The following is a 24,325-nucleotide window of genomic DNA, read 5'->3' as shown; positions in this document are numbered from 1 at the left end:
GAAACCGGCCGGCGATCGAGTCTGCGACGACCGCATTTCAAACTGTCAAAGGAGGGTTTATCCCGTGAATGGTTTACTCAAGCTTTCAAGCCTGATTGATGCCCTCACCGAGCGCGTTGGCAAGAGCATCATCTGGCTGGTACTGGTCGTCACCTTGATCGGTGCCGGTAACGCAGTCATGCGTTACACCATTGACTACAGCTCGAACGCGTTTCTCGAGATTCAGTGGTACCTGTTCTCGGCAATTTTCCTGCTCGGCGCAGGCTACGCGTTGATGCGCAACGAGCATGTGCGCATCGACCTCATTGCCGGCAAGTTTTCCAAACGCGGGCAAGCGATGATCGACATCTTCGGCATCATCTTCTTCCTGATGCCGATGGCCGTTGCCGTGATGTACATGTCGTGGCCGATATTCGTCCTCGCCTATGAAACCAACGAGCAGTCGAGCAATGCGGGTGGCCTGACCATCTGGCCGGTGCGCCTGCTGGTACCGATAGGCTTCTTTCTGCTGGTCATTCAGGGCATTTCGGAACTGATCAAACGGATCGGTTTCGTGCAGGGCCTGTGCCCCGACCCGACTGCCAAGCCCAGCAAACCAACGGCCGAAGAAGAACTGGCACTGGCCATCAAGGCCCGCCAGGGAGAACTGTGATGACCGAGTTCCTGATCAACAACATGGCCCCGATCATCTTCGCCTCGATGGTCCTCTTTTTGCTCGTTGGCTTCCCGGTAGCATTCGCCCTGGCAGCCAACGGAATCTTCTTCGGCCTGATCGGCATCGAGCTCGGCCTGCTCGGCCCGCAACTGTTCCAGGCGCTGCCGGACCGCATCTTCGGCATCATGAACAACGATACCTTGCTGGCCATCCCCTTCTTTACCTTCATGGGGCTGATCCTCGAGCGCTCGGGCATGGCCGAAGACCTACTCGACACGATCGGCCAGCTTTTCGGACCGCTGCGCGGCGGCCTGGCCTTCGCAGTGATCTTCGTCGGCGCGCTGCTCGCGGCGACCACCGGGGTGGTGGCGGCATCGGTCATCTCGATGGGCCTCATCTCACTGCCGATCATGCTGCGCTACGGCTACAACACCAAACTGGCGACCGGCATCATCGCCGCGTCCGGAACGCTGGCGCAGATATTGCCGCCGTCGCTGGTACTGATCATCATGGCCGACCAGTTGGGCAAGTCGGTCGGTGACATGTACCAGGGCGCTTTCATCCCGGCCATCGCGCTCACCTGTCTCTACGTCGGCTACGTCATCCTGATCGCCATCTTCAAGCCAAGCTGGGTACCGGCACTGCCACGTGAAGCGCGAACGCTGCACGGAATGAAGCTTTTCATGCGTGCGCTGACGACCATGGTGCCGCCGCTGTTCCTGATCTTTCTGGTCCTCGGCACGATCTTCATGGGCATCGCGACGCCGACCGAAGGCGGCGCGATGGGCGCGACCGGTGCGCTGATCATGGCGCTGGCACGGCAACGGCTGTCGCTGACGCTGCTCAAGCAGGCCATGGAATCGACCGCCAAGCTGACCACTTTCGTGATCTTCATCCTGGTCGGCGCGCGCGTCTTCTCGCTCACCTTCTACGGGGTAGACGGGCACCGCTGGGTCGAGCATCTCCTCACCGGACTCCCGGGTGGCGAAGTCGGCTTCCTGATCGTGGTCAACGTTCTCGTCTTCCTCCTCGCCTTCTTCCTCGACTTCTTCGAACTCTCGTTCATCGTCGTGCCGCTGCTCGGGCCGGTCGCACAGGCACTGGGGATCGACCTGATCTGGTTCGGGATCCTGCTGGCGGTGAACATGCAGACCTCGTTCATGCACCCGCCCTTTGGTTTCGCGCTGTTCTTCCTGCGTTCGGTCGCCCCCGCATCGGTCAAGACCACGGACATCTACTGGGGTGCGATTCCCTTCGTGTGCATCCAGGTGATCATGGTCGGCCTGCTGATCGCCTTCCCGCAACTGGTCACCTTTGGCCTCGACAAGGCGGTCAAGGTTGATCTTGATAGCGTCGAGATCGAAGTGCCAAGTTCCGGCTACGGAGGGGGCGGCGTGTACGGCTCACCGGAAGGCGCGCAGGACGGGCAACCAAAACCGGGCGCTGCGGCCACCGATGCCATTCTCGACATGCTCAAGGAAAGCAAGCAAAAATAGCCGGCAGGCTGCGTTCGCGCGGGACGATCGCGCACGAGCGCAGCAGGAATGGAGACCTGGGAAAAGAAACGGAGGCCAATGTGGCCTCCGTTTCTTTTTTCGTTGCCGGCCAGGGACCGGCAAGCGGCCCTGCGGGAAAGCGATCTAGCGCTTGGTACCCATGTAACTCGCGTAAGCACCTTCGGCAATACCGAACCAGAGGTTCTCGTCGGCCTGGAACTTCGCGTAGTCGTCGTAGACTTTCTTGAACCCGGGATTCGCCTTCGACGTTTCGGCATAGAGTTCCATGGCCGCCTTGTACGAGGCGTCCATGATTGCCTTTCGGATACTGGCGCAGCTGCGTTCCGGAGCCAACCAGTTGCTTCAAGGCGATCGGGTTCTTGGCGTCGTACTTGGCCATCATAGTCCACATGCGCGTCGGCAGCAGGCCATGTGCAGAATCGCCTTGTACTCTTTCGGACAACTCGGCGTACTTGGCGCTATTGACGTAAACCGACAACTGCGGCCCACCCTCCCACCAGCCCGGATAGTAGTAGTACTTGGCGACCTTGTTGAACCCCAGTTTCTGATCGTCGTAGGGGCCAATCCATTCGGCGGCGTCGATGGTGCCCTTTTCCAGAGACGGATAGATATCGCCACCCGGAATCTGCTGCGGCACGGCGCCCAGTTTGCTCAGCACCTCGCCGGCAAAACCGCCAATGCGGATCTTCAGGCCATGCATATCGGCAACGGTCTTGACTTCCTTGCGGAACCAACCGCCCATTTGCGCGCCGGTGTTGCCACAGGGAATCGGAACGATATTAGACTTCCCGTACAGTTCGTTCATCAGTTTGGTGCCGTTGCCGTAGCGCATCCAGGCGTCGAGCTGGCGATTGTTCATCCCGAAAGGAATGGCACAGTCGAAAGCGTAGGTCGGATCCTTGCCGAAGAAGTAGTACGACGCGGTGTGCGCCATTTCGACGGTGTTGTCCTTGACGGCGTCGAAGACGGCCGGCCCGGGGACGATCTCGCCACCGGCGAAAACCTGAATCTGGAACTTGCCACCGGTTGCTTCGGCGACCCGCTGAGCCATGTATTCCGCACCCCCGTAGATGGTGTCCAGGCTCTTCGGAAAGCTTGACGCCAGACGCCAGCGGATGGTCGGCGCATTGTCGGCAATTGCGGGCATGGCAACGGTACCGGCCGCAAGGCCGACACCAGCATTCTTCAAAAACGAACGTCTTTCCACAGTCTTGTCTCCTAGCAGCCTGTCGGACTGACCGCCGGCCTGGCCGGCGCGTTTCACCATACGCAACAAAAAAGCCGAATTTCGTCGGTTTTCAGGCTTTTCCGAGGGTTTTCCCCTCATTTTCCCTACTGCAGGCGCAATACGGCCAGGCGCTTCAAATTCCACGCCATACAAACCAACGTCCACTCGCCGGTGACCTTGTTCAAACCGCGCAGCGAGAAGCGGCGAAAGCCCATCACCGACTTGATGATCCCGAACACCGGTTCGATGGTCTGCTTGCGTAACGCATAGCGCGCCCGTCCTGCCTGGGTCTTCAGGCGATGAGACATGGCCTGCACGGGGGTGGCATTGTCGGGCAAGGCTGCCGGCTCACTGTGGCGCTCCCGCCAGCCCGGGTGGTGCTCGTCACGAGCGACGGCGATCAGGGGATCGATGCCGGCCGCCTCACACGCCTTGATGTTCTTCTCGCTGCAGTAGCCGCTGTCAGCGATCAGGCATTCCACGGCGCCGAGCACCACCGCCTGCGCCTTGAGGGTCGCCAGCATCGGCTCGACTTGCTGTTTGTCGTTGGGCGCTTGCGTGACCCCGGTGGCGACGATCAGCATCGTTGCCGCATCGGCCGCCGCCTGGGCGTTGTACGCCTGTTCGAAGCCGCCACCGGCCACCGGCAGGATGCGTGACTCTTCGTCAGTCAGATTGAGCTGATCTTTGTCCCGCGGTCCAGGCTCGGGCGCCCTGGGCGGCTTGCCGCCCGGCTTCTTGCCGGTGGCTTTTTCCTTGGCGGCGCGGCAGGCCATCTTCTCGTCATATTCGGCCTTCTCACGCTGATCGCGCTCCTTGGCCCGGGCGACTATCGTGGCCTTGGCGGCGGCCATGGCCGCCAGCCGATCTTCGCGACGCTTGAGTTCCTCGGGCAGGCTGACGCCATTCGGGATATCGGCTCGATCCGCTTGTTCCGCCAGCGCCAGCAGTTCCTGAATTTCGCCCTTGAGCTGCACTTCCAGCTTTTCGATGTACCCGTGCGACAACGCACTGTGCCGCGAGGCGTTGGCTTCGATCTTCGTGCCGTCAAGGCAGATGTTCCCCACCTTGAGCACCTTCATTTCCTTGGCCATTTCCAGGACCTGCAGAAACAGGTCGCTCAGTTCGTCAAGGAAACGTCGGCGGAAGGCCGCCAGGCTGTCGTGATCGGGATGCCGGTTTGGCGGCAAGAAAACGGAAGGCGACCGAGTCGTAGGTGGCCTGCTCCAGCCTGCGGCTCGAGAAGACACCGGTGGCGTAGCCATAGACCAGAATCGCCAGCAGCGTCGCCGGGTGGTAGGCTTTCGATCCGCGCCCCGCGTACTGACGCGTCAGCTTCGACAGATCCAGCTGGTCGATTACCTCGACAATGAAGCGCGCCAGATGGTCCTGGTTCAGCCAATCGTCCACCGACGGCGGCAGCAGATAGTCCGTCTGGCGGTCAGCAACGATAAAGTTGGACATGCGATGACTCGGTTGCTCGAAGAAGTATGATTATAGCATGTTCGGATCTGGCGCCGGGAAAGTCCGACAGGCTGCTAGTTGGGTTTCTTGTACACGAGTTGCCCGCCGATTATAGCGAAAGCCCTTCGGCATGGAATACGGATTTTCCGAGCCCGCAAGGGGAGAAGCAGCCGAGCGCTGCACCGCTCCGAAGCGGCCCTTTCGATCGCCATGCGCGGACAGGAACTCAGGCGCCGGCCACCTTCATCTGCTCCACGAGCAGCGAGCCGACCTGCTTCGAGCCGCGCACCAGGACATCGTTCCCGACGCCGGCGATGTTTCTGAACATGTCGCGGAGGTTGCCGGCAATGGTGATCTCTTCAACCGGATGGACGATCTCGCCGCCCTCGACCCAGAAGCCGGCGGCGCCGCGCGAATAGTCACCGGTCACGTAGTTGACGCCGTGACCGAGGAGTTCGGTGACCAGCAAGCCGCGTCCCATTTTCTTGAGCAGGCCAGACAGATTGCGCTTGCCCGGGTGCACGACGAGGTTATGGCAGCCACCAGCGTTGCCGGTGGTCTGCATGGCCAGCTTGCGCGCCGTGTAGGCGCTGAGGAAATAGCCCTGCAACTTGCCGTCAACAATGACTTCGCGATCGTGCGTCGCCACGCCGTCGCTGTCGAAATAGCCGCTCGCCAGGCCACGCGCCAGATGCGGTCGCTCGCTGATCTGCATTTTTCTGGCGAAGACACGCTTGCCCAGGCTATCGACCAGGAAGGAGGTCTTGCGATACAGGCTACCGCCGCTGACCGCGTGTACGAAGTTGCCGATCAGCGATGAGGCGAGCGGCGCCTCGAAGATCACCGGCACCTTGCAGGTCTTGATCTTGCGTGCGCCGAGCCGCGCCAGGGCGCGTTGCGCGGCGCGCTCGCCGATCAGTTCCGGCGAACCGATCGCCTGTGCATCGCGGGCAATCGAGTACCAGTCGTCGCGCTGCATGTTCTCGTCCTTGCCGGCGATCATCGAACACGACAGGTAATGCCGCGAAGTCGGGTAGCCGCCCATGAAACCCAGGCTGTTGGCAGACACGAAATGCCCTTCCTGACTCGACACCGACGCGCCTTCCGAATTGCTCACCCGCGGGTCGACTGCGAAGGCTGCACGTTCGCAGCGCTGGGCGAGGTCGACGGCGGCTTCGACCGAGAGCAGCCAGGGGTGATAGAGATCGAGATCCGGCAAGCTTTGGCTATCGATGGCCAGCAGGCCCGCATCGGGCAAGCCGGCGCAGGGGTCGGCGGCGGTAAAGCGGGCGATATTCAACGCCGCCTCGACCGTTTCGCGCAAGGCCGTCGACGAAAAATCCGAAGTACTCGCCTGGCCTTTGCGCTGGCCAAGATAGACGGCAACGGCGATCGCCTTGTCGCGGTTGTACTCGATGGTTTCGACCTCGCCGCGACGAACGGTCACCGACTGGCCGAAGCCGTCGGAGACATCGACCTCGCAAGCACTTGCGCCGCCCTTTTCGGCATGGGCAAGAACGTCACGCGCCAATTGCTGCAGAGTGTCGAAACCATGGCTGAAGCGTGATTGGTGAACGGCGGAGGCAGCTGGAGGGGACATGGGGCGGTGGCCAAAGGCAAAAGTCGCTATCATAGCAGCTCCGCGCAAGGCGTCCCCCGCAGCGTCCTTGCCCGCGGCCATCCCCACCAGCCACCAATAAAGGCACCTCTGCCACCGATGACTCCCCCCGAAGAAGAAGAAGAAGCAGGCCCGCCGTCGAAAACGCAGCGCAAGCGGGCCATGGAGGAACTGCAGGCCCTCGGCGAGGAACTGGTGGAGCTGGCGCCCGATCGGCTCAAGAAGATCGATCTTCCGGAGGATCTGCGCACCGCCGTCCGCGCGGCACAGCGCATGACCCGACACGACGAGGCGCGACGGCGGCAGCTGCAATACATCGGCCGGGTGATGCGTGACATCGACGACCCGGAACCGATCCGCCACTCGCTGGCCGCGCTGCGCGGTGATTCGGCCGAGGAAACGGGAAGGCTGCACCGCATCGAGCGCCTGCGGACGGCCTTGCTGGCCGACGAAAGCGTGCTCTACGGAATTGCCGAGGATTTCCCGGCGGTTGATCTGCAGCATCTGCGTTCGCTGCGCCGCGCCGCCTTGAACGAGCAGGAGCAAGGAAAGCCGCCACGCAATTACCGCGCCATTTTCCAGTTTCTCAAGGAACTTGAAGGCGGCGGGAACACGGCGCTGCGCGGGGAATGAGCATGACCAACGATGACGAGCTGCTGATCGGGCTGCTGTCGATCAGCGACCGCGCCGCGCAGGGCGTCTATGCCGACCAGGGAATCCCGGCGCTTGAAGAATGGTTCGGGCGGGCGCTGGCCAGCCCGTGGCGAACGGCGACGCGCCTGATCGTCGACGACCAGACGCGTATCGAAGAAACGCTCAGGGAGCTGGTCGATGAGGTCGGCTGCAATCTGGTGCTGACCACCGGCGGCACCGGTCCAGCGCCACGCGACGTCACGCCGGAAGCCACACTGGCCGTCGCCGACAAGGTGATGCCCGGCTTCGGTGAGGAAATGCGCCGGATCAGCCTGAACTTCGTGCCGACGGCGATTCTGTCGCGCCAGCTTGCGGTAGTGCGCGGCAAGGCGCTGATCCTCAATCTGCCCGGGCAGCCAAAGTCGATCAGGGAAACCCTTGAAGGAGTGAAGGCGGCCGACGGCACGGTACTGGTGAACGGCATTTTTGCCGCCATCCCGTACTGCATCGATCTGCTTGGTGGCCCTTACGTCGAAACGGTCGAGCAGGTGGTCAAGGCTTTCCGACCGAAATCGGCTCTGCGACCGCCACCGGAAGCGGGCGCCGGGGAGCGGCCTGCCCGGCCTTGAGGGCCATCGTCACGTGGCGGCTTGCTCGCGAAAACAGCCAATCTCGTACTCGGCGCCGGCTTCCTCGAGCTCCATGGGAATCAGCTCCCGGCGCTTGCCCTGATGGCTGAATTCCAGCGTCTCCCGAACGTTGAAGCCCGCCAGTGGCAAGACGATACGCAGGATGCCGGCTTCACCTCGATCCTGTAACCAGATTCCCGGAATGGCCACCGCTGCCGAAAAACCGCGGCGCCGTGGCCGCAGTTCAATGCTCAGCGCCTGCCTGGAGAGCACCTGCACGCCCAGGCTGGCGCCGTCGGTATCGCGCCGGGTAAAACGTCTGGCGACCCCCAACATCCAGTTGTCGCCGCCCTCCGGCTGGACAGCCAGCAGTGCGCCGATGTTGATGCGCCCGCTTCCGACCTCGCCGACCTGCGCACGAAAGCCTCCGAGACTGACATTCTCGACCACCCAGTCGTCCATCCCCGCGTCGTTGCCAGGGCGCGAAGCGGCTCCCGAGAAAAGCGAATAGCTGTCATCGAAGCCAAAGAGCACGAGCATTCGCGTCTTGACCGCATGCCGCGTATGGCGGCGCTGGGGCGGGCACTTTGCCCAATAGAGATGGAGATGGCGCAGTACCGGCAACAGGGCGCGCTGGGCGTACTCACCGCCAAGGTTGAGGTCACTTGGAATCTCACCCCGCTCAACCCGATGCAGCAGTTCTTCGAGCGCCGGCAGTGCCGTCCCCGGAGAGAAAAAGCGCAAGCCGGGTCGGCCCACGCCGGGGTGACGGGCCAACCGCAGCGGTGCCGTTCCGGCTGCCGCATCGACCCAATAAACGCTGTCCGGCCGACAATCAGGCAGGAGCACAAAATGGGGCAGGAAATGGGCGATCAGGCGGTCAGCCAGCTCGATCTGCACGGGCATCAAGCTATCCATCGAGGATGCAAAGAAGGCGATGGCGTGCAGGTATTGCTGCGCCACGGTGCACAGCCCTTTCCTGGCTGGATAGAGCGGCACCGCCTTCTGTGCGTTGCCGGCGCCTTCGGCGAGCAGATAGGTCTCGCCGAGAGACCTCCAGAGATCTTCGTCAGCGGAGCCGTAGCGAAACGCCAACCACTTCAGCTGATTGCAGCGGGCCGCTTGCGAGCGTACGAGCGCCAGCGGCACGGAGGCCTTGAAAGCGTCGCTGCCCTTGCTCTTTGGCGCAAGCCGGGCACGCTCGACGCAGTCTCGGTACAGCGTCGCGACCTGGCCCCAATAGCGATAGCTCCGCGTCCACAAGCGCTCTTCTTCAAGTTTCGTCAGACGCGCGGCGAGCAGGTAGTCGCGTGCCACGCGCAGCAGGTGCCGTTGCGCCGCCTCGTCGAGCTGGCGCAGTACGTCGAAGAATTGGTCGACGCGAAAGTTCTCGACATGCTGCAGCGAATCAAACCAGCCGCTTACTTCGTCGACGGCCTTTGCCGGCTTGTCGACGTGCAGCTCGGCAATAATTCGCTTCAGCTCCTTGCTGTCAGCCAGCGGATGGTCGGAACGTTTGGCAAAGAAATTGAACATCATTGGACGTGAAGCCTCGGCGCAGACGACTGCGGTTGGACCGCGAATTGTAAACCAGGACGCGCGCCAACGGCTGCCGGATGCGGCTTGGGCACTGAGAAGGCAGGAGCGGGTGAGCCCTCGGACAGCGAGGGGCTGTCGATTACTCTACAATTCGGCCTGAATCAACCATCGGCCAAAAGCATGCAGCAGTATCTCCACCTGATGCGCCATGTTCTCGAACATGGCACGGTCAAGGCAGACCGCACCGGCACCGGCACGCGCTCGGTATTCGGCTGGCAGATGCGCTTCGACCTCAGTACCGGGTTCCCGGCGCTGACGACCAAGAAGCTGCACCTGCCGTCGATCATCCACGAGTTGCTGTGGTTCCTGCAAGGTGACACCAACGTCCGCTATCTGCGCGAGAACGGCGTCCGCATCTGGGACGAATGGGCCGACCACAATGGCGATCTTGGCCCGGTCTATGGGCATCAGTGGCGTCACTGGCAAACGCCGGACGGACGCGAAATCGACCAGATCGCTCAACTGGTCGACAATCTGAAGAATGACCCCGACTCGCGCCGACACCTGGTCAGTGCCTGGAATCCAGCCGACGTCGAGCGTATGGCGCTACCGCCTTGCCACGCTTTTTTCCAGTTCTACGTCGCGCCCGCCGGGCCATCAGACAGCGATCGCCGTGCCAAACTTTCCTGTCAGCTCTACCAGCGCAGCGCGGACATCTTCCTTGGCGTGCCGTTCAACATTGCCTCGTACGCGCTGCTCACTCTGATGCTGGCTCAGGTTTGCGGTTACCGGCCGGGCGAGTTTGTGCATAGCTTTGGCGACGCCCATCTCTACAGCAATCACTTTGAGCAGGCGCGGCTGCAACTGGACCGCCCGCCGCGCGCCCTGCCGACGATGCGCCTGAACCCCGAGGTGACCGATTTGTTCGCTTTCCGTTTTCAGGACTTCAACCTCGAAGGCTACGATCCGCACCCGCACATCGCGGCGCCAGTCGCCGTCTGATCCGATGTATAACGGCAAGCGCTACTCGCTCAACCACGCCCTCGCCGCCGATGCCGGCTGCCGAGCGAGCGGCAATCGCTTGCGGAGGCGCGGCGAGTGATCGCGCTGATTGCTGCCGTTGCCAGAAACGGCGCCATTGGCCGGCAGCAGAACTTGCTTTGGCACCTACCCGAAGACATGAAGCACTTTCGCGAGGCGACGCGCGGAAAGACCGTGATCATGGGAAGGAATACCTGGGAATCGCTGCCGGCAGCTTTTCGACCATTGCCGGATCGGCACAACATCGTCGTCAGCCGCAACCCAACCTACCAGGCGAGCGGCGCGACACTGGCGGGTTCGATCGACGAGGCGCTGCGCCTGGCGGGGAATGCCGGTGAGGTATTCGTCATCGGTGGCGCCGACCTCTACCGACAGACGCTGGCGCTGGCAAGTCGACTGTACCTGACCGAAGTCGCCGAGGACGGCGCGGGAGACAGCTATTTCCCGGAGGTTCCACCCGCCGAGTGGCGCGAGGTCTCGCGTCGCCCGGGGAGGACCTGCAGCGACGACTCATCCGGCAGCAAAGGCTTGGGCGGCCCGTTCTTCGACTTCGTCGTCTATGAGCGGCGCTGAACGCCGGCTGGCGCATTCGCGGCCAGCTCTGGCTACGCGGCGGCAGTCCTCCTACCAGCAGCGTCTCCAGGCGCGGGGCAATGGTCAAGGTTCTGGCGGTTGCCAGACGGTTGGCGACGAGAATAAGATGCACGCCTAGCCTCCCCCAGAAACGGCCGATGACCGACTCACTGCACGACTATCTTGAAGGCGCCGACGGAGCTGGCAAGGTCTTGGCGCATGCCAGGCTCCTGGCCAGGCTCGGCGGGCTGTTTCAGGAGATTGCGCCACCACATCTCGGCCAGGCGAGCAGCCTGGCCAATTACAAGTCGGGGATCGTACTTATCCACGCCAGCAGCGGCGCAGTCGCAACCAAGCTACGCCAGATGGCACCGACGCTGGTCGACGAATTGTTGAAGCGCGGGGTTGAGTGTCGGGGGCTGCAGGTCAAAGTGCAAGCCCGAGCCCGCACCGCGGCGCCCCACGTCCCGGCGCAAAGACCGCTCAGCGTAAGGGCCAGCGAGCAGTTGAGCGCGCTCAGCGGATCGCTACCGGTATCGCCGTTGCGCTCCGCGCTCGAACAGTTGTTGGCGCGCTCGGCTAGAGAGGAATGACCGCCACACGCTCGAGGATCAGCAGCGCGAAAACCAGCAGGGCGACGATCAGCGAGTAGCGAAAGAGCCGCCAAGCGAAGTGCAGGTAGCGCGGGTCTCGGGTAAACAGGAAGATCACCACCCCGCCGGCAACGGTAATCACCGTCAGAACCGCCAGCAGGCGCAGCAACCACACCGGGTCAGACCGCCGGCAACGCCAGCCAGCGCGACAGGGACTGTGGAGCCAGGTCGCGGTCTTCGAAACTGACGTATTCCCAGGCTTCCGGACTGTCCAGCAGTCGCCGAGCCAGCGCGTTGTTGAGTGCGTGCCCCGACTTGTGGGCGACGAACGAAGCGAGTAGCGGGCTCCCGAGCAGGTATAGGTCGCCGATGGCGTCGAGAACCTTATGTTTCACGAACTCGTCGCTGTAGCGCAAACCCTCGGCATTCAGCACGCGGTACTCGTCAAGGACGACGGCGTTATCGAGCCCGCCGCCTTGCGCAAGGCCGTTCTCGCGCAACCACTCCACCTCCTGCATGAAGCCGAAGGTTCGCGCCCGTGCCACTTCGCGAGCGTAGGAGTTTTCCGCAAAATCGATGCTCACCGACTGACCCGTGCGGTCAATCGCCGGATGATTGAAGCCAATCGAGAAGCTCAGGCGAAAACCGTCATAGGGTTCGAAACGCGCCCACTTCTCCCCCGACTGGTCGCTCTCGCGAACCTCGATCGGACGTTTCACGCGGATGAATTTTTTCGCGACGGGTTGCTCTTCGATCCCGGCGGACTGGATCAGAAAAACAAACGGCGACGCCGAGCCGTCGAGTATCGGAACTTCGGCGGCATCCAGATCGACAAAGGCGTTGTCGATGCCGAGGCCGGCGAATGCGGACATCAGGTGTTCAATGGTACCCACCTTGGCACCGTCGACTTCCAGGCACGAGCACATGCGCGTGTCACCGACGAGCACCGCCGATGCCGGCAAGTCGACGACCGGATCGAGATCGAGGCGCCGAAAGACGATTCCCGTCGACGGCGCAGCCGGCCGCAGGCACATATTTACCTTAACGCCCGAATGGAGCCCGACGCCAGCGGCGCGGATCACGGACTTGAGTGTTCGCTGCTTTAGCATCTGCTTGAAAAAACCGGTGGAATCGACGCATTTTAGCACAGTCTGAACTGCCCTGAAACGCGCCGACCCCGGCAGAGGAGTTAGCACATGGCCGGCTTCAGTCGGCCTGTTTCCTGAGAAACGCCGGGATATCCCAGCGGTCGACACCGCTGTTGGCCAGCGCTTCGACGGTCGCGCTACGCCCTTTGCGGAAAACCGCCGGCGTCTGATCCAGGCTCGAGTAATCGATGCTCTGCCCGTTGGCAAAACGGCCGTCGGTACCGGTCGCCTGCGTCGCCGATGTATTGATCACTTCAAAGCTCTGCCTTTTCGCCTGCGCCTGACCGAGGCCGGTAGCGACCACCGTCACGCGAATTTCCTCGTCGATGCTTTCGTCGTAGACCGCACCGAAGATAATGTGCGCGTCGTCGGCGGCAAAGGCGCGGACGGTGTTCATGACTTCGTTGACTTCCTTCATCTTCAACGAACGCGTCGCGGTGATATTGACCAGCACGCCCTTCGCCCCGGAAAGGTTGACCCCCTCGAGCAACGGTGAGGCGACCGCCCGTTCGGCGGCAATCCGCGCCCGGTCGACACCGGCGGCACTGGCCGAGCCCATCATCGCCATCCCCATTTCTCCCATGACCGTGCGCACGTCCTCGAAGTCGACGTTCACCAGGCCAGGGAAATTGATGATCTCGGCAATCCCGCCAACCGCATTGCGCAAGACGTTGTCCGCCGCCTTGAAGGCATCGTCCATGGACACGTCGTCGCCAAGAACGTCCATCAGGCGGTCATTGAGAATGACGATCAGCGAATCGACGTGCTTCTGCAGTTCGGCGATACCGGCTTCGGCAATCTTCAGGCGCTTGCCCTCGAAGCCGAAAGGCTTGGTCACCACGGCGACGGTCAGGACGCCGAGTTCGCGTGCCACCTCGGCGACGATCGGCGCGGCACCGGTACCCGTGCCGCCGCCCATGCCGGCGGTGATGAAGACCATGTGCGCACCGGCCAGCGACTCGGCGATGGCCGCGCGCTCTTCCTCGGCAGCGCTACGCCCTGCCTCCGGTTTTGCACCGGCGCCAAGACCCGTCTTGCCAAGCTGCAGGCGCTGCAGGGCAACGCTGCGGCCGAGCGCTTGCGAGTCGGTATTGGCGGCAATGAAATCGACGCCATTGACGCCTTCGCGGATCATGTGATCGACGGCGTTACCACCGGCGCCACCGATACCGATGACCTTGATCACCGTATCTCGGTGACCACCCTGTTCTTCTTTGTCGATGATTTCAAACATTGTCGTCTCCTCTGCAAAAAGCTTGGTTGCTGCTGAAAGTGGGTAATGGCCTGACACCTGACACTGCCGGGGTCAGAAGTTCTTTTCGAACCACGAGCGCATGCGCCCGAAAACCTGTTTGACGTCTCTCGTTTCACGCACCTTCAAGCCACGCTTGCGCTGCGTCTGCGCCTCGAGCAGAAGGCCGCAGGCAGTCGCAAAGCGCGGGCTCTGGACGACGTCGGCGAGGGCTCCCTGATACTTGGGGATACCCAGGCGTACCGGCATGTGAAAGATCTCTTCGCCGAGCTCGATCATCCCCGGCATCACCGAGGCACCGCCGGTGAGCACGATTCCTGACGAGAGCACGTCCTCGAATCCCGAGCGGCGCAACTCGGCCTGGATCAGCTCGAAGAGCTCCTCGACGCGTGGCTGGATGACGTCCGCGAGCGCGCGGCGCGACAACTTCCGCGACGGCCGGTCGTCGACGCCAATGACCTCGAGCGCGTCTTCCGGGTCGGCGAGGTCGGCCAGCGCGCACCCGTAACGGCGCTTGATGTCTTCAGCCTCGCGCGTGGGCGTGCGCAAAGCCATGGCGATGTCATTGGTGATCTGGTCGCCGGCGATGGGGATCACCGAGGTATGGCGAATGGCGCCTTGCGTCCACACGGCCAGATCGGTGGTGCCGCCACCGATGTCGATCAGACAGATGCCGAGGTCCTTTTCATCCTCGGAAAGCACGGCGCAACTCGAAGCCAGGGGCTGCAGAACGAGATCGTTGACTTCCAGCCCGCAGCGACGAACACACTTGATGATGTTCTGCGCCGCCGAGACTGCGCCGGTGACGATGTGCACCTTGACCTCGAGGCGAAAGCCGCTCATCCCGATCGGTTCGCGGATGCCATCCTGATCGTCGATGATGAACTCCTGGGTCAGGATGTGCAGGATCTCCTGATCGGCGGGAATGGGCATGGCGCGCGCCGTTTCGATCACCCGCTCGACGTCCATCGGAGTGACTTCGCGGTCCTTGATGGCCACCATTCCATTCGAATTGAAGCTGCGGATATGGCTGCCGGCAATGCCGGTATAGACGTCGCGAACCTTGCAATCGGCCATCAGTTCGACTTCCTGCAGGACGCGCGAAATGGTCGCCACGGTCTCCTCGATGTTGACCACGACTCCCTTCTTGAGCCCCCGCGATTCCTGCTGGCCCATGCCAATTACGTTTACTCGCCCTTCCGGAGTGAGTTCAGCGACCAGCGCCACGATCTTAGACGTGCCGATGTCGAGTCCGACGATCAGATCTTTGCTATCCCTGCTCATTTCTTTCCTTTGACTTCGTGACCCGCACTGGCTGGGAAGCGCAGTGCAAAGCCGTTGGGATACCGCATGTCCACCGCCAACGGCCGCCCATGGCGGGTATCCGACAGCGTCGGGTAGTAGTCGACGAAACGCTGCAGACGCATCCGAATCGGCGCCTTCGCCTGCTCGCGACCGAGCTCAACCAACATCCCGTCCTCCAGTTCCAGCGCCCAGGCCAGACGCGGCGACAGGGCCACCTGTACCGGTTGCCGACCGATCGGCCGCAGGACCCGCGCAAACTCCTCGTGCCGGCGCAGTACATCGCCCGCCGATCCGCTCGGTCCGCTGAGCCGCGGCAGGCGTTGCCCTTCGGGTAACGATGCGGCAAAGACCTCGCCGAAAATATTGACCAGCTCGCCACGTCCCTCGCCCCAATGCGCAACCGCCTGCTGCTCTTCGATCCTGACGTCGATACGCGCCGGCCACTTCCGCCACACTTCGGCATGCCGCACCCAGGGCAATTGTTCGAGCGCCAGACGCAAGGCTTCCAGATTGACCGTCAGGAAGCTGCCACGCAGCAGATCCTCCAGCGCCTGTTCGACGTCGCTGCGCTGAACCGACTGCAGCTCGTGCGTCACCCGCACCTCGTTGAGCGGAATCAGGCGCATGCGCGGCGCACCCCAGATCACCGCCGCAACCAGCAAGGCCGCACCGGCGGCCAGCAAGAGCAGATCTGCAACAGCGGTCATCAATTGCGGTTTGTGCCACATCGCTCATCCCAGGGCAGCAAGAGCAAGAACGCGGACGACCAGCTCGTCGTAGGAAATCCCGGCAGCGCGGGCGGCCATCGGCACCAGCGAGTGATCGGTCATTCCCGGCGAGGTGTTCACTTCAAGGAAGTAGGCCTTGCGCGACCCGTCGTCCGCCGGCGGGTCCATCAGGAAGTCGACCCGCCCCCAACCGCGCCCGCCGAGGATGCGGAAGGCATGCAGGGCCTGGGCGCGAAGTTCGCGCTCGCGGCTTTCCGGCAGGCCGCAAGGACAGCGGTAAGCGGTGTCGTCGCGCAGGTACTTGGCCTCGTAATCGTAGAACTCGGTGATCGGCTCGATCTTGATGATCGGCAGCGCCTGCTCGCCGAGAATGGCGACCGTATACTCGCCGCCAAGGATTGCGCGCTCGGCGATGACCAGCGAATCATGTTGCGCAGCGGCAGCATACGCCGCGCCCAGCTCGCCCGTTTGCTTGACTTTGCTGATCCCGATCGACGAACCCTCGCAGGCCGGTTTGACGAACAGCGGCAGGCCCAGCGAGCTTTCGACGACGGCGTGGTCGCTATCGGCGGCGAGCATCACGTAGTGGGGTACCGGCACGCCAGCGGCGTGCCAGAGCATCTTGCTACGCCACTTGTCCATGCCGATTGCCGAAGCCATCACACCGCTACCGGTGTAGGGAATTCCCATCAGTTCGAGAACCCCCTGGATCGTCCCGTCTTCTCCATAGCGCCCATGCAGGGCAATGAAGGCACGGTCGAAGGCCGCCAGGTCGTCAAGCTTGCGCGTCGCCGGATCGAAGGCGTGCGCGTCGACACCCTGCCGGCGCAAGGCGGCGAGTACCCGTGAGCCGCTGTTCAGCGAGACTTCCCGCTCGGCCGAACGCCCGCCGAAGAGGACGGCCACCTTGCCGAAGTTGTTGCTGTTCACGGTCGCCATCCTAGCCCGCCACCAGCTTGCCAGGGACAGCGCCGATGGAACCAGCCCCCATGGTCATCACCACGTCGCCATCGCGAGCGATGTCGAGAATCGCTTGTGGCAGGTCGCCGACATGGTCGACGAATAGCGGTTCGACCTTGCCCGCGACGCGCAGCGCGCGCGCCAGCGCGCGGCCATCGGCAGCGACAATCGCCGGTTCGCCGGCCGCGTAGACTTCGCTCAACACGAGGGCGTCGACGGCCCCCAGAACGCTCACAAAATCCTCGAAGCAGTCGCGCGTACGGGTATAGCGATGTGGCTGAAAGGCGAGCAACAGGCGACGACCCGGGAAGGCGCCACGAGCGGCGGCGATCGTCGCCCGCATCTCAACAGGGTGATGACCGTAGTCGTCGACCAGACTGAAGCAGCCACCGCCTGGCAAACTGACCTCGCCGTAACGTTGGAAGCGGCGGTCGACGCCGGTGAACCCGGTGAGCGCCCTGACGATCGCCTGATCGGAAACCCCCAGCTCGCTGGCCACGGCGATCGCCGCCAAGGCATTGAGGACGTTGTGCCGTCCCGGCAGATTGACGGTAACCGGCAGGCGGCTGATGTTGCCGTTGACCCGGACGCAATCGAAATGCATCTGGCCGTGATCGGCGACGATGTTCTCCGCATAGACGTTGGCTGCAGCGTCGATGCCGTAGGTGACGATCTGCTTGCTGACCATGGGCATGATTTCGCGGACATTGGCATCGTCGGCGCAGAGCACGGCAACGCCGTAGAACGGCAGGCGCTGGAGAAAATCGACGAAAGCCTGCTTCAGGCGATTGAAATCGTGGCCGTAGGTTTCCATGTGATCGGCGTCGATATTAGTCACCACCGAGATCACCGGCGAAAGAAACAGGAACGAGGCGTCGGACTCGTCGGCTTCGGCGACGAGAAACTCGCCGGAGCCGAGGCGGGCGTTGGCGCCGGCGGCGTTCAGGCGTCCGCCGATGACAAAAGTCGGGTCCATCCCTCCCTCGGCAAGAATCGACGCCGTCAGGCTGGTCGTCGTCGTCTTGCCGTGCGTCCCGGCGACGGCGATTCCCTGCTTCAGGCGCATCAACTCGGCCAGCATCTGTGCCCGGGGAACGACAGGCACCTTGCGCTGCCGCGCGGCGACGACCTCGGGATTGTCCTCCTTTACCGCCGACGACACGACCACCGCGTCGGCGCCATCAACGTTTTCGGCAGCGTGCCCGAGCACGGTACGCACGCCGAGCGCCGAGAGGCGCCGGGTCACCGGACTCTCGGCGAGGTCGGAGCCGCTGACCTTGAAGCCGAGATTGGCGAGCACTTCGGCGATGCCGCTCATGCCGGCGCCACCGATGCCAACGAAATGGATGGTCTTGACCTTATGCTTCACTGCACCAGTTCCTCACACATTCGTGCCACGTCTGCGGCGGCCTCCGGCTTGGCCAGTTGGTGCGCCTGCGCGGCCATTTGCGCAAGCTGCGCATGGGAATAGTTGCCCAGCACACCGATGGCTTCCGGAGTCAGCTCGCTCTGCGGCAGCAGGGTGGCGCCGCCAGCCCGCGACAGGAAGCGGGCGTTGGCGGTCTGGTGGTCGTCGACGGCGTAGGGAAAGGGCACCAGAACGCTGGCCACACCGGTCGCGGCCAGCTCGGCGACGGTCAGCGCGCCAGCCCGACAGAGCACCAGATCAGCCCATTGGTAGGCAGCGGCCATGTCGTCGATGAACGCCGCACAGTGCGCCTGCACCCCAGCCGCCCGGTAGTTCTCCTGCAGCTGCGCGAGATGTTTCTCGCCCGCCTGATGAACCACTTCCGGACGCGCCGCGGCGTCGATCAGGGCCAGCCCCTTGGGGACCATTTCGTTGAGCGCCGCGGCGCCCAGGCTGCCTCCGAGGACGAGCAGGTGCAGCGGTGGCTGGCGGCCGGCGAGGCGAACAGCCGGCGCTGGCACACGGTTCATTTCCGGGCGCAACGGGTTGCCTACCCAAACGCCCTTGGGCAGGACGTCAGGAAAGCCGCAGGCGACCCGGTCGGCGAACTTGGCAAGGACCCTGTTGGCCAGGCCGGCAACCGAGTTCTGCTCGTGAATCACCAGCGGATAGCGCAACAGGACCGCCATCAGGCCGCCGGGGAAACTGATGTAACCACCCATCCCGAGTACCACGTCCGGCTGCACGCGGCGAAGTTCACGCTGCGCCTGCCAGCACGCGCAGAGCAGGTGGAAGGGGAGCAGCAGCTTGCGCAGCAGGCCCTTGCCACGCAGGGCGGCAAAACGGACCCAGGCCATTTCATAGCCACGCCCGGGAACCAGCTTCGCTTCCATGCTCCCCGGGGCGCCCATCCAGACGACTTTCCAGTTGCGACTGCTGAGCAGGTCGGCCACCGCCAGTCCCGGGAAGACGTGTCCACCCGTACCCCCGGCCATGACCAGAAGGGTCTTGCCGATCGCGCCAGCCGCTCCCTGCGCGCTCATACCTTGGCTCCACGCATCAACTGGCGATTTTCCCAATCAATCCGCAGGAGTACCGCCACCGCCACGCAGTTGGCGAGAATTCCGGAGCCGCCAAAGCTCATCAAGGGCAGGGTCAGGCCCTTGGTCGGCAGCAGCCCGGTGTTGACGCCCATATTGATGAAACCCTGAACGCCAATCCAGACGCCGATTCCCTGTGCGACCAGAGCCGAATACAGACGTTCCAGGGCGACTGCCTGGCGACCGATGGCGAAAGCCCGCTGAACGAGCAGACCGAAGAGCACGATGATCGCCAGAACGCCGACAAAGCCGAGTTCTTCGGCAATCACCGCGAGCAGGAAGTCGGTGTGCGCTTCCGGCAGGTAGAACAGTTTTTCGACGCTGGCGCCGAGACCGACGCCGAACAGCTCGCCGCGACCGAAGGCGATCAGCGCGTGCGACAGTTGATAGCCGCGGCCGAAGGCGTCGGCCCAGGGGTCCATGAAACCGAAAATGCGGTCCCGACGGTAGGGCGAGAGGATGATCAGCGCCGCGAAAGCCGCCGCCAGGACAACGATCAGCACGACGAACAGGCGCGCCCGCATGCCGCCAAGAAAGAGGATGCTGAAGGCAACCGAGATGATGACCACGAAAGCGCCGAAGTCGGGCTCCTTGAGCAGCAGCACACCGACGGTCACCATGGCGCAGGCCATCGGCAGGAAGGCCTTCTTCAGATCGTGCATGTGCGGCATCTTGCGCACAGTGTAGTCGGCGGCGTAGAGAACGGCACAGAGCTTCATCAACTCGGAAGGCTGCAGATTGACGATCCCGAGCGGAAGCCAGCGCTGCGCGCCATTGACCTCACGGCCGACGCCGGGAATCAACACCAGGGCCAGGAGCAGACAGCCGCCGACGAACAGCCAGGGGGACCACTGCTGCCAGCTGGCCATTGGCACCTGAAAGGCGACGGCCGCGGCGAGTAGGCCAATGATCAGAAAAATGGCATGGCGTACCAGATAGTACGCCGGCTGGTGGCCTGTGCCGCGGGCGGCTTCGGCGGTCGCCATCGACGCCGAGTACACCATCACCATGCCGATCAGGAGCAGGATCAAGGTGCTCCACAGGAGTGCCAGGTCGATCTCGGAAGGCAGACGGCGTGGCGTATCGAAGGTGCGCAACATCAGGCGACCTCCCTTTCCAGGCCGCGGACAGCGTCGACAAAGGCTTCGGCCCGATGCGCGTAGTTGCGGTACATGTCCATGCTGGCACACGCCGGCGAGAGCAGAACGGCGTCGCCGCTTTGCGCCTGGGCAGCGCACCAGCGCACGGCTTCGGGCATGTCCAGGCAGGAGCGCATCGGCGCCTGGCAGCCGGCCAGCAGCGCGGCGAGCAGTGGCGCGTCGCGCCCGATCAGGGCGATCGCGCGGGCGTGCCGGTCAAGCGCTGGCCGCAAAGGCGAAAAGTCCTGCCCCTTGCCGTCGCCACCGAGGACGATGGCGATCTTGCAGCCGAGACCCTCGATCGCGGCGAGCGTCGCCCCGACGTTGGTTCCCTTGGAGTCATCAAAGTAGCGAACCCCTTTGATTTCCGCTACCCATTCGACCCGGTGCGGCAGGCCCGTGAAGGCGGCCAGGGCCGGCAGGACTGCCTGCGGCTCGATGCCGATCGCCTCGCACAGGGCCAGCGCAGCGAGCGCATTGGCCACGTTATGACTGCCCACGAGCTGCAAGGCCTCGACGGCGATCAGCTTCTCGTCGCCACGCACCAGCCAGCCGTCGACCACTCCGTAATCGCCCGCCTTCGTCGTCGGGCCGAGGCCAAAGCTGACGCAGCGCCGATCGCTGCGCGCGGCGGCGAGGCTGCGTGGATCGTCGCGATTGACGACCATCACCCCCGCGCCCTGAAAGACCCGCACTTTGGCAGCGGTGTAGTCGTCGAGACCGTCATAGCGATCAAGATGGTCTTCGCTGACATTGAGCAGCGTCGCGGCGTCGGCAGCCAGGGTATGCGTCGTTTCGAGCTGGAAACTCGACAGCTCGAGAACCCAGACCGCCGGCAGATCGCCACTGTCGATCGCGCTCCGCAGGGCATCCAGAGCCGCCGGGCTGATATTGCCGGCGACTTGCGTCCGCCGGCCCGCTGCGCGACACAGGGCACCGACCAGTGCGGTGGTGGTGGTCTTGCCGTTGCTGCCGGTGATGGCGATCAGCGCGGCTTGCGGAGCCAATCGGTGCACGGCCCAGGCGAAGAGCTCGATTTCGGAGACCAGCGGGACGCCGCTCGCGACGGCGTCCTGAACCAGCGCCTGGTGCACCGGCACGCCGGGAGAAATGGCGATCAATTCGGCGCCGGTGAAAGCTTCAGCGGAGAAGGGACCGGAGAACAGGACCGCCTCGGGGACACTGGCGCGCAGCGCATCGGCCTGTGGCGGAGCGCTGCGGCTGTCGGCGACGCGAACGCGCGCGCCCTGCCGGGCCAGCCAGCGGGCCATCGCCAGCCCGCTTTCGCCGAGGCCGATGACGAGAGTCAGTTTGCCGTACAGCTCCATGTCAGCGCAGCTTCAAGGTGGACAAGCCGATCAGCACCAGCATGATGGTGATGATCCAGAAACGGACGACGACCTGTGTTTCTTTCCAGCCGCCGAGCTCGAAGTGGTGATGCAGTGGTGCCATGCGGAAGATTCGTCGGCCGCCGGTAAGCTTGTAGTAGATGACCTGTGCGGCCACCGACAGGGTTTCGGCGACAAAGACGCCGCCCATGATGGCCAGGACGATTTCCTGGCGGACGATGATCGCCACCGTCCCCAGGGCCGCGCCAAGCGCCAGCGCGCCGACGTCGCCCATGAATACTTCGGCCGGGTAGGCATTGAACCACAGGAAGCCGAGCCCGGCACCCGCCATGGCCCCGAGAAAGATGGCCAGTTCGCCGGCACCCGGGACGTAGGGCAGAAGCAGATAGCGGGCATAGACCGAATTGCCCGCCACGTAGGCGAAGATGGCCAGCGCCGCGGCAATCATCACCGCCGGCATGATCGCCAGACCGTCAAGCCCGTCGGTCAGGTTGACCGCATTGCTGGTCCCGACGACGACCAGATAGCTGAGAACGATGAAGCCGACGATTCCCAGCGGATAGGCGACCGTTTTGAAGAAGGGTACGATCAGCTGCAGCTGCGCCGGCCCGCTGGCGCTCAGGCCAAGATAGAGGGCGACGAGCAGGCCGAGCGCCGATTGCCAGAAATACTTCCAGCGCGAAGCCAGCCCGCGGGGATCGCGTTTGACCACCTTTTGCCAGTCGTCGTACCAGCCGATGCCGCCGAAACCGACGGTGACCAGCAGGACCACCCAGACGTAGCGATTGCTGAGGTCACCCCAAAGCAGGGTCGTGATGCAGATGGCGATCAGGATCAGCGCACCGCCCATGGTCGGCGTTCCCGACTTGACGAGGTGCGTCTGTGGGCCGTCCTGGCGTACCGCCTGACCAATCTTCTTGGCCGCCAGCCAGCGGATCAACGGCGGCCCGGCCATGAACGAGATGATCAGAGCGGTCATCGCCGCGAGGACCGTGCGCAGGGTGATGTAGCCGAAGACGTTGAAGGCGCGGACGTCCTGCGCCAACCATTGGGCGAGCAGGAGCAGCATCAGTCGCCCCCCGCCATTGCGGGCCGGGCGATGGCGTCAGCCACCCGCTCCATGCGCATGAAGCGCGACCCCTTGATCAAGACCGTGGTATCCGGGGTCAGTTCGGCGATCAAGGCATTGATCAACTTGTCGACGTCCTGGTAATGCTCGCCGCCGCTGCCGAAATTGTGCGCCGCGAGAGCACTCGCCTCGCCCAGCGTGAACAGGCGATCGATTCCCTGGCTCTTGGCGTAGCCGCCGATTTCGTCATGAAACTGACCGCTCATCTCGCCAATCTCGCCCATGTCGCCGAGGACCAGCACGCTGCGCCCGATCGTCGCCGCGAGCACGTCGATGCCGGCGCGGACCGAGTCGGGGTTGGCGTTGTAGGTGTCGTCGAGGAGCAGCGCATCGTTCAGTGCAGCGCGCCGCTGCAGCCGCCCCTTGAGACCGCGAAAGGCGCTCAGTCCCGCCTGCACCGCTGCCAGCGGCACACCGGCCGCGAGGCAGGCGGTGGCGGCGGCCAGCGCGTTGCGGGCATTGTGCCGCCCGGGCAGGGAGAGCACGATTTCGACCTCGTCACCACCTGCGGCGACGCTGAGACGGCTTTCGAGGCCGTGGAGATGGAAGCGACCGACAACGTCCGCGCCTTTCTCGAAGGCGAAGGTCATCACCCCGAGGCCGCGGCTCTGGCTGCGCCAGAGTTCGGCCCATTGGTCGTCGGCGCAGAACACCGCGACACCGGACTGGCCAAGTCCCGAGTAGATACTCCCTTTTTCGCTGGCGATGGCCGCCAGGGAGCCCATTCCCTCGAGATGTGCGCGTTGCGCGTTGGTGACCACGGCGACGCTGGGGTGGGCGATTCCCGCCAGATAGGCAATCTCGCCGGGATGATTCATGCCCATCTCGATGATCGCCGCACGATGACTGGCCTGCAGCCGCAGCAGCGTCAGTGGCAACCCGATATCGTTGTTGTAGTTGCCCTGGGTGACCAGCACGGCGTCACCGTAAACGACCTTGAGGATGCTGGCGATCATCTCCTTGGTCGTCGTCTTGCCATTGCTGCCGGTCACGGCGATCAGCGGCAGCGTGAAACGGCCACGCCAATCCGTGGCCAGAGCGCCGAGCGACAAGCGCGTTTCGGCGACCTGAACCAGCGGCATCGCCAGCTCCTGCAGGGCATCGGCGGCGTCGGCAGCGACGACGGCGGCGACCGCGCCGCGAGCCTTGGCGACGGCGAGGTAATCGTGGCCATCGAAATGGTCGCCGCGCAGGGCAAGGAACAACTCGCCGGGGCCGATGCTTCGGCTGTCGGTCGACACGCCACAGAACTCGACGTTTTCGCCGATCAGCCTGCCGGCGGTCGCGCGGGCAACGGCCAGGAGATCCATCATCACG

Annotated in this window: 21 protein-coding genes and 2 pseudogenes; 7 read left to right on the top strand and 16 right to left on the bottom strand. The window is 63.6% G+C overall.

Annotation, left to right across the window (positions count from 1 at the left end; all coding sequences use genetic code 11):
- The first annotated feature begins 64 nt into the window (after positions 1–64).
- Together QZ613_RS00270 and QZ613_RS00265 are read left to right on the top strand one after the other, a co-directional pair.
- Positions 65–652: a TRAP transporter small permease subunit gene (locus QZ613_RS00270; RefSeq protein WP_043567611.1), complete on the top strand. Its 588-nt coding sequence runs from the start codon at positions 65–67 to the stop codon at positions 650–652.
- The gene (locus QZ613_RS00265) at positions 652–2,151 is read left to right on the top strand and encodes a TRAP transporter large permease subunit (RefSeq protein WP_291903281.1); all 1,500 of its coding nucleotides are present in this window, start codon (positions 652–654) and stop codon (positions 2,149–2,151) included. Before QZ613_RS00270 ends, QZ613_RS00265 begins: the two co-directional genes overlap by 1 nt.
- A 144-nt stretch (positions 2,152–2,295) precedes the next feature.
- On the opposite strand, the pseudogene QZ613_RS00260 reads toward QZ613_RS00265, so the two are convergent.
- The 3 genes and pseudogenes from QZ613_RS00260 to pmbA form a co-directional block, all read right to left on the bottom strand.
- A pseudogene (locus tag QZ613_RS00260) lies at positions 2,296–3,379 on the bottom strand (twin-arginine translocation signal domain-containing protein).
- Positions 3,380–3,504: 125 nt separating this feature from the next.
- Positions 3,505–4,864: pseudogene (locus QZ613_RS00255) on the bottom strand (IS1182 family transposase).
- A 226-nt stretch (positions 4,865–5,090) separates the two neighbouring features.
- Positions 5,091–6,464, bottom strand: coding sequence for a metalloprotease PmbA (gene pmbA, locus QZ613_RS00250; RefSeq protein WP_043568425.1), 1,374 nt, complete (start codon positions 6,462–6,464; stop codon positions 5,091–5,093).
- 117 nt (positions 6,465–6,581) lie between these two features.
- On the opposite strand from pmbA, the gene yjgA reads away from it, so the two are divergent.
- Positions 6,582–7,115, top strand: a complete 534-nt coding sequence (gene yjgA, locus QZ613_RS00245) for a ribosome biogenesis factor YjgA (protein ID WP_043568405.1) — start codon at positions 6,582–6,584, stop codon at positions 7,113–7,115.
- 2 nt (positions 7,116–7,117) lie between these two features.
- The gene (gene mog, locus QZ613_RS00240; RefSeq protein ID WP_043568423.1) at positions 7,118–7,744 is read left to right on the top strand and encodes a molybdopterin adenylyltransferase; all 627 of its coding nucleotides are present in this window, start codon (positions 7,118–7,120) and stop codon (positions 7,742–7,744) included.
- 9 nt (positions 7,745–7,753) lie between these two features.
- On the opposite strand, the gene QZ613_RS00235 is transcribed toward mog, so the two are convergent.
- Positions 7,754–9,283, bottom strand: a complete 1,530-nt coding sequence (locus tag QZ613_RS00235; protein WP_043568402.1) for a hypothetical protein — start codon at positions 9,281–9,283, stop codon at positions 7,754–7,756.
- 180 nt (positions 9,284–9,463) lie between these two features.
- Between QZ613_RS00235 and QZ613_RS00230 the strand changes: the two genes are divergently transcribed.
- The 3 genes from QZ613_RS00230 (at position 9,464) to QZ613_RS00220 (ending at position 11,490) form a co-directional block, all read left to right on the top strand.
- Positions 9,464–10,285 carry a thymidylate synthase gene (locus QZ613_RS00230; protein ID WP_043568400.1) on the top strand — a complete coding sequence of 274 codons (822 nt, stop codon included), beginning with the start codon at positions 9,464–9,466 and terminating at the stop codon, positions 10,283–10,285.
- A 96-nt stretch (positions 10,286–10,381) separates the two neighbouring features.
- Complete coding sequence (locus tag QZ613_RS00225; protein ID WP_043568399.1) at positions 10,382–10,897, top strand: dihydrofolate reductase; 516 nt, start codon at positions 10,382–10,384, stop codon at positions 10,895–10,897.
- A gap of 158 nt (positions 10,898–11,055) precedes the next feature.
- On the top strand, positions 11,056–11,490 hold the full coding sequence (locus QZ613_RS00220) for a DciA family protein (protein WP_043568396.1): 435 nt from the start codon (positions 11,056–11,058) through the stop codon (positions 11,488–11,490).
- Here QZ613_RS00220 and QZ613_RS00215 read toward each other — a convergent pair.
- The 12 genes from QZ613_RS00215 to murF all read right to left on the bottom strand — a co-directional run bounded on the left by QZ613_RS00215 (position 11,477) and on the right by murF (position 24,321).
- Positions 11,477–11,665: a hypothetical protein gene (locus QZ613_RS00215; RefSeq protein WP_042335507.1), complete on the bottom strand. Its 189-nt coding sequence runs from the start codon at positions 11,663–11,665 to the stop codon at positions 11,477–11,479. The genes QZ613_RS00220 and QZ613_RS00215 overlap by 14 nt on opposite strands.
- A gap of 4 nt (positions 11,666–11,669) precedes the next feature.
- A complete protein-coding gene (gene lpxC, locus QZ613_RS00210; protein ID WP_043568421.1) occupies positions 11,670–12,599 on the bottom strand; it encodes a UDP-3-O-acyl-N-acetylglucosamine deacetylase in 930 nt (309 codons plus the stop codon).
- 97 nt (positions 12,600–12,696) lie between these two features.
- The gene (ftsZ, locus tag QZ613_RS00205) at positions 12,697–13,872 is read right to left on the bottom strand and encodes a cell division protein FtsZ (protein ID WP_043568393.1); all 1,176 of its coding nucleotides are present in this window, start codon (positions 13,870–13,872) and stop codon (positions 12,697–12,699) included.
- A 72-nt stretch (positions 13,873–13,944) separates the two neighbouring features.
- Complete coding sequence (gene ftsA / locus QZ613_RS00200; RefSeq protein WP_043568391.1) at positions 13,945–15,174, bottom strand: cell division protein FtsA; 1,230 nt, start codon at positions 15,172–15,174, stop codon at positions 13,945–13,947.
- Positions 15,171–15,902 carry a cell division protein FtsQ/DivIB gene (locus QZ613_RS00195; RefSeq protein ID WP_291868233.1) on the bottom strand — a complete coding sequence of 244 codons (732 nt, stop codon included), beginning with the start codon at positions 15,900–15,902 and terminating at the stop codon, positions 15,171–15,173. The genes ftsA and QZ613_RS00195 overlap by 4 nt, the downstream gene beginning before the upstream one ends.
- 24 nt (positions 15,903–15,926) lie before the next feature.
- Positions 15,927–16,862, bottom strand: a complete 936-nt coding sequence (locus QZ613_RS00190; protein WP_043568387.1) for a D-alanine--D-alanine ligase — start codon at positions 16,860–16,862, stop codon at positions 15,927–15,929.
- A gap of 1 nt (position 16,863) precedes the next feature.
- Positions 16,864–18,252 (bottom strand): UDP-N-acetylmuramate--L-alanine ligase, encoded by a 1,389-nt coding sequence (gene murC / locus QZ613_RS00185; RefSeq protein ID WP_291868229.1) that lies wholly within the window; start codon positions 18,250–18,252, stop codon positions 16,864–16,866.
- Positions 18,249–19,334, bottom strand: coding sequence for an undecaprenyldiphospho-muramoylpentapeptide beta-N-acetylglucosaminyltransferase (gene murG, locus QZ613_RS00180; RefSeq protein WP_043568383.1), 1,086 nt, complete (start codon positions 19,332–19,334; stop codon positions 18,249–18,251). The genes murC and murG overlap by 4 nt, the downstream gene beginning before the upstream one ends.
- Complete coding sequence (ftsW, locus tag QZ613_RS00175; RefSeq protein ID WP_043568380.1) at positions 19,331–20,491, bottom strand: putative lipid II flippase FtsW; 1,161 nt, start codon at positions 20,489–20,491, stop codon at positions 19,331–19,333. The genes murG and ftsW overlap by 4 nt, the downstream gene beginning before the upstream one ends.
- Entirely contained in the window at positions 20,491–21,858 is a 1,368-nt protein-coding gene (murD, locus tag QZ613_RS00170; RefSeq protein ID WP_291868224.1) for a UDP-N-acetylmuramoyl-L-alanine--D-glutamate ligase, read from the bottom strand. The genes ftsW and murD overlap by 1 nt, the downstream gene beginning before the upstream one ends.
- Before the next feature lies 1 nt (position 21,859).
- A complete protein-coding gene (gene mraY, locus QZ613_RS00165) occupies positions 21,860–22,948 on the bottom strand; it encodes a phospho-N-acetylmuramoyl-pentapeptide-transferase (RefSeq protein WP_043568376.1) in 1,089 nt (362 codons plus the stop codon).
- Entirely contained in the window at positions 22,948–24,321 is a 1,374-nt protein-coding gene (gene murF, locus QZ613_RS00160; RefSeq protein ID WP_291981344.1) for a UDP-N-acetylmuramoyl-tripeptide--D-alanyl-D-alanine ligase, read from the bottom strand. Before murF ends, mraY begins: the two co-directional genes overlap by 1 nt.
- Positions 24,322–24,325: the final 4 nt, after the last annotated feature.

The organism is Candidatus Accumulibacter sp. ACC005, from assembly GCF_907163215.1.
Taxonomy (GTDB): Bacteria; Pseudomonadota; Gammaproteobacteria; order Burkholderiales; family Rhodocyclaceae; genus Accumulibacter; species Accumulibacter regalis.
Note: the sequence above shows the minus strand (reverse complement) of the source record. Positions and strands in the feature narration are given on the sequence as shown.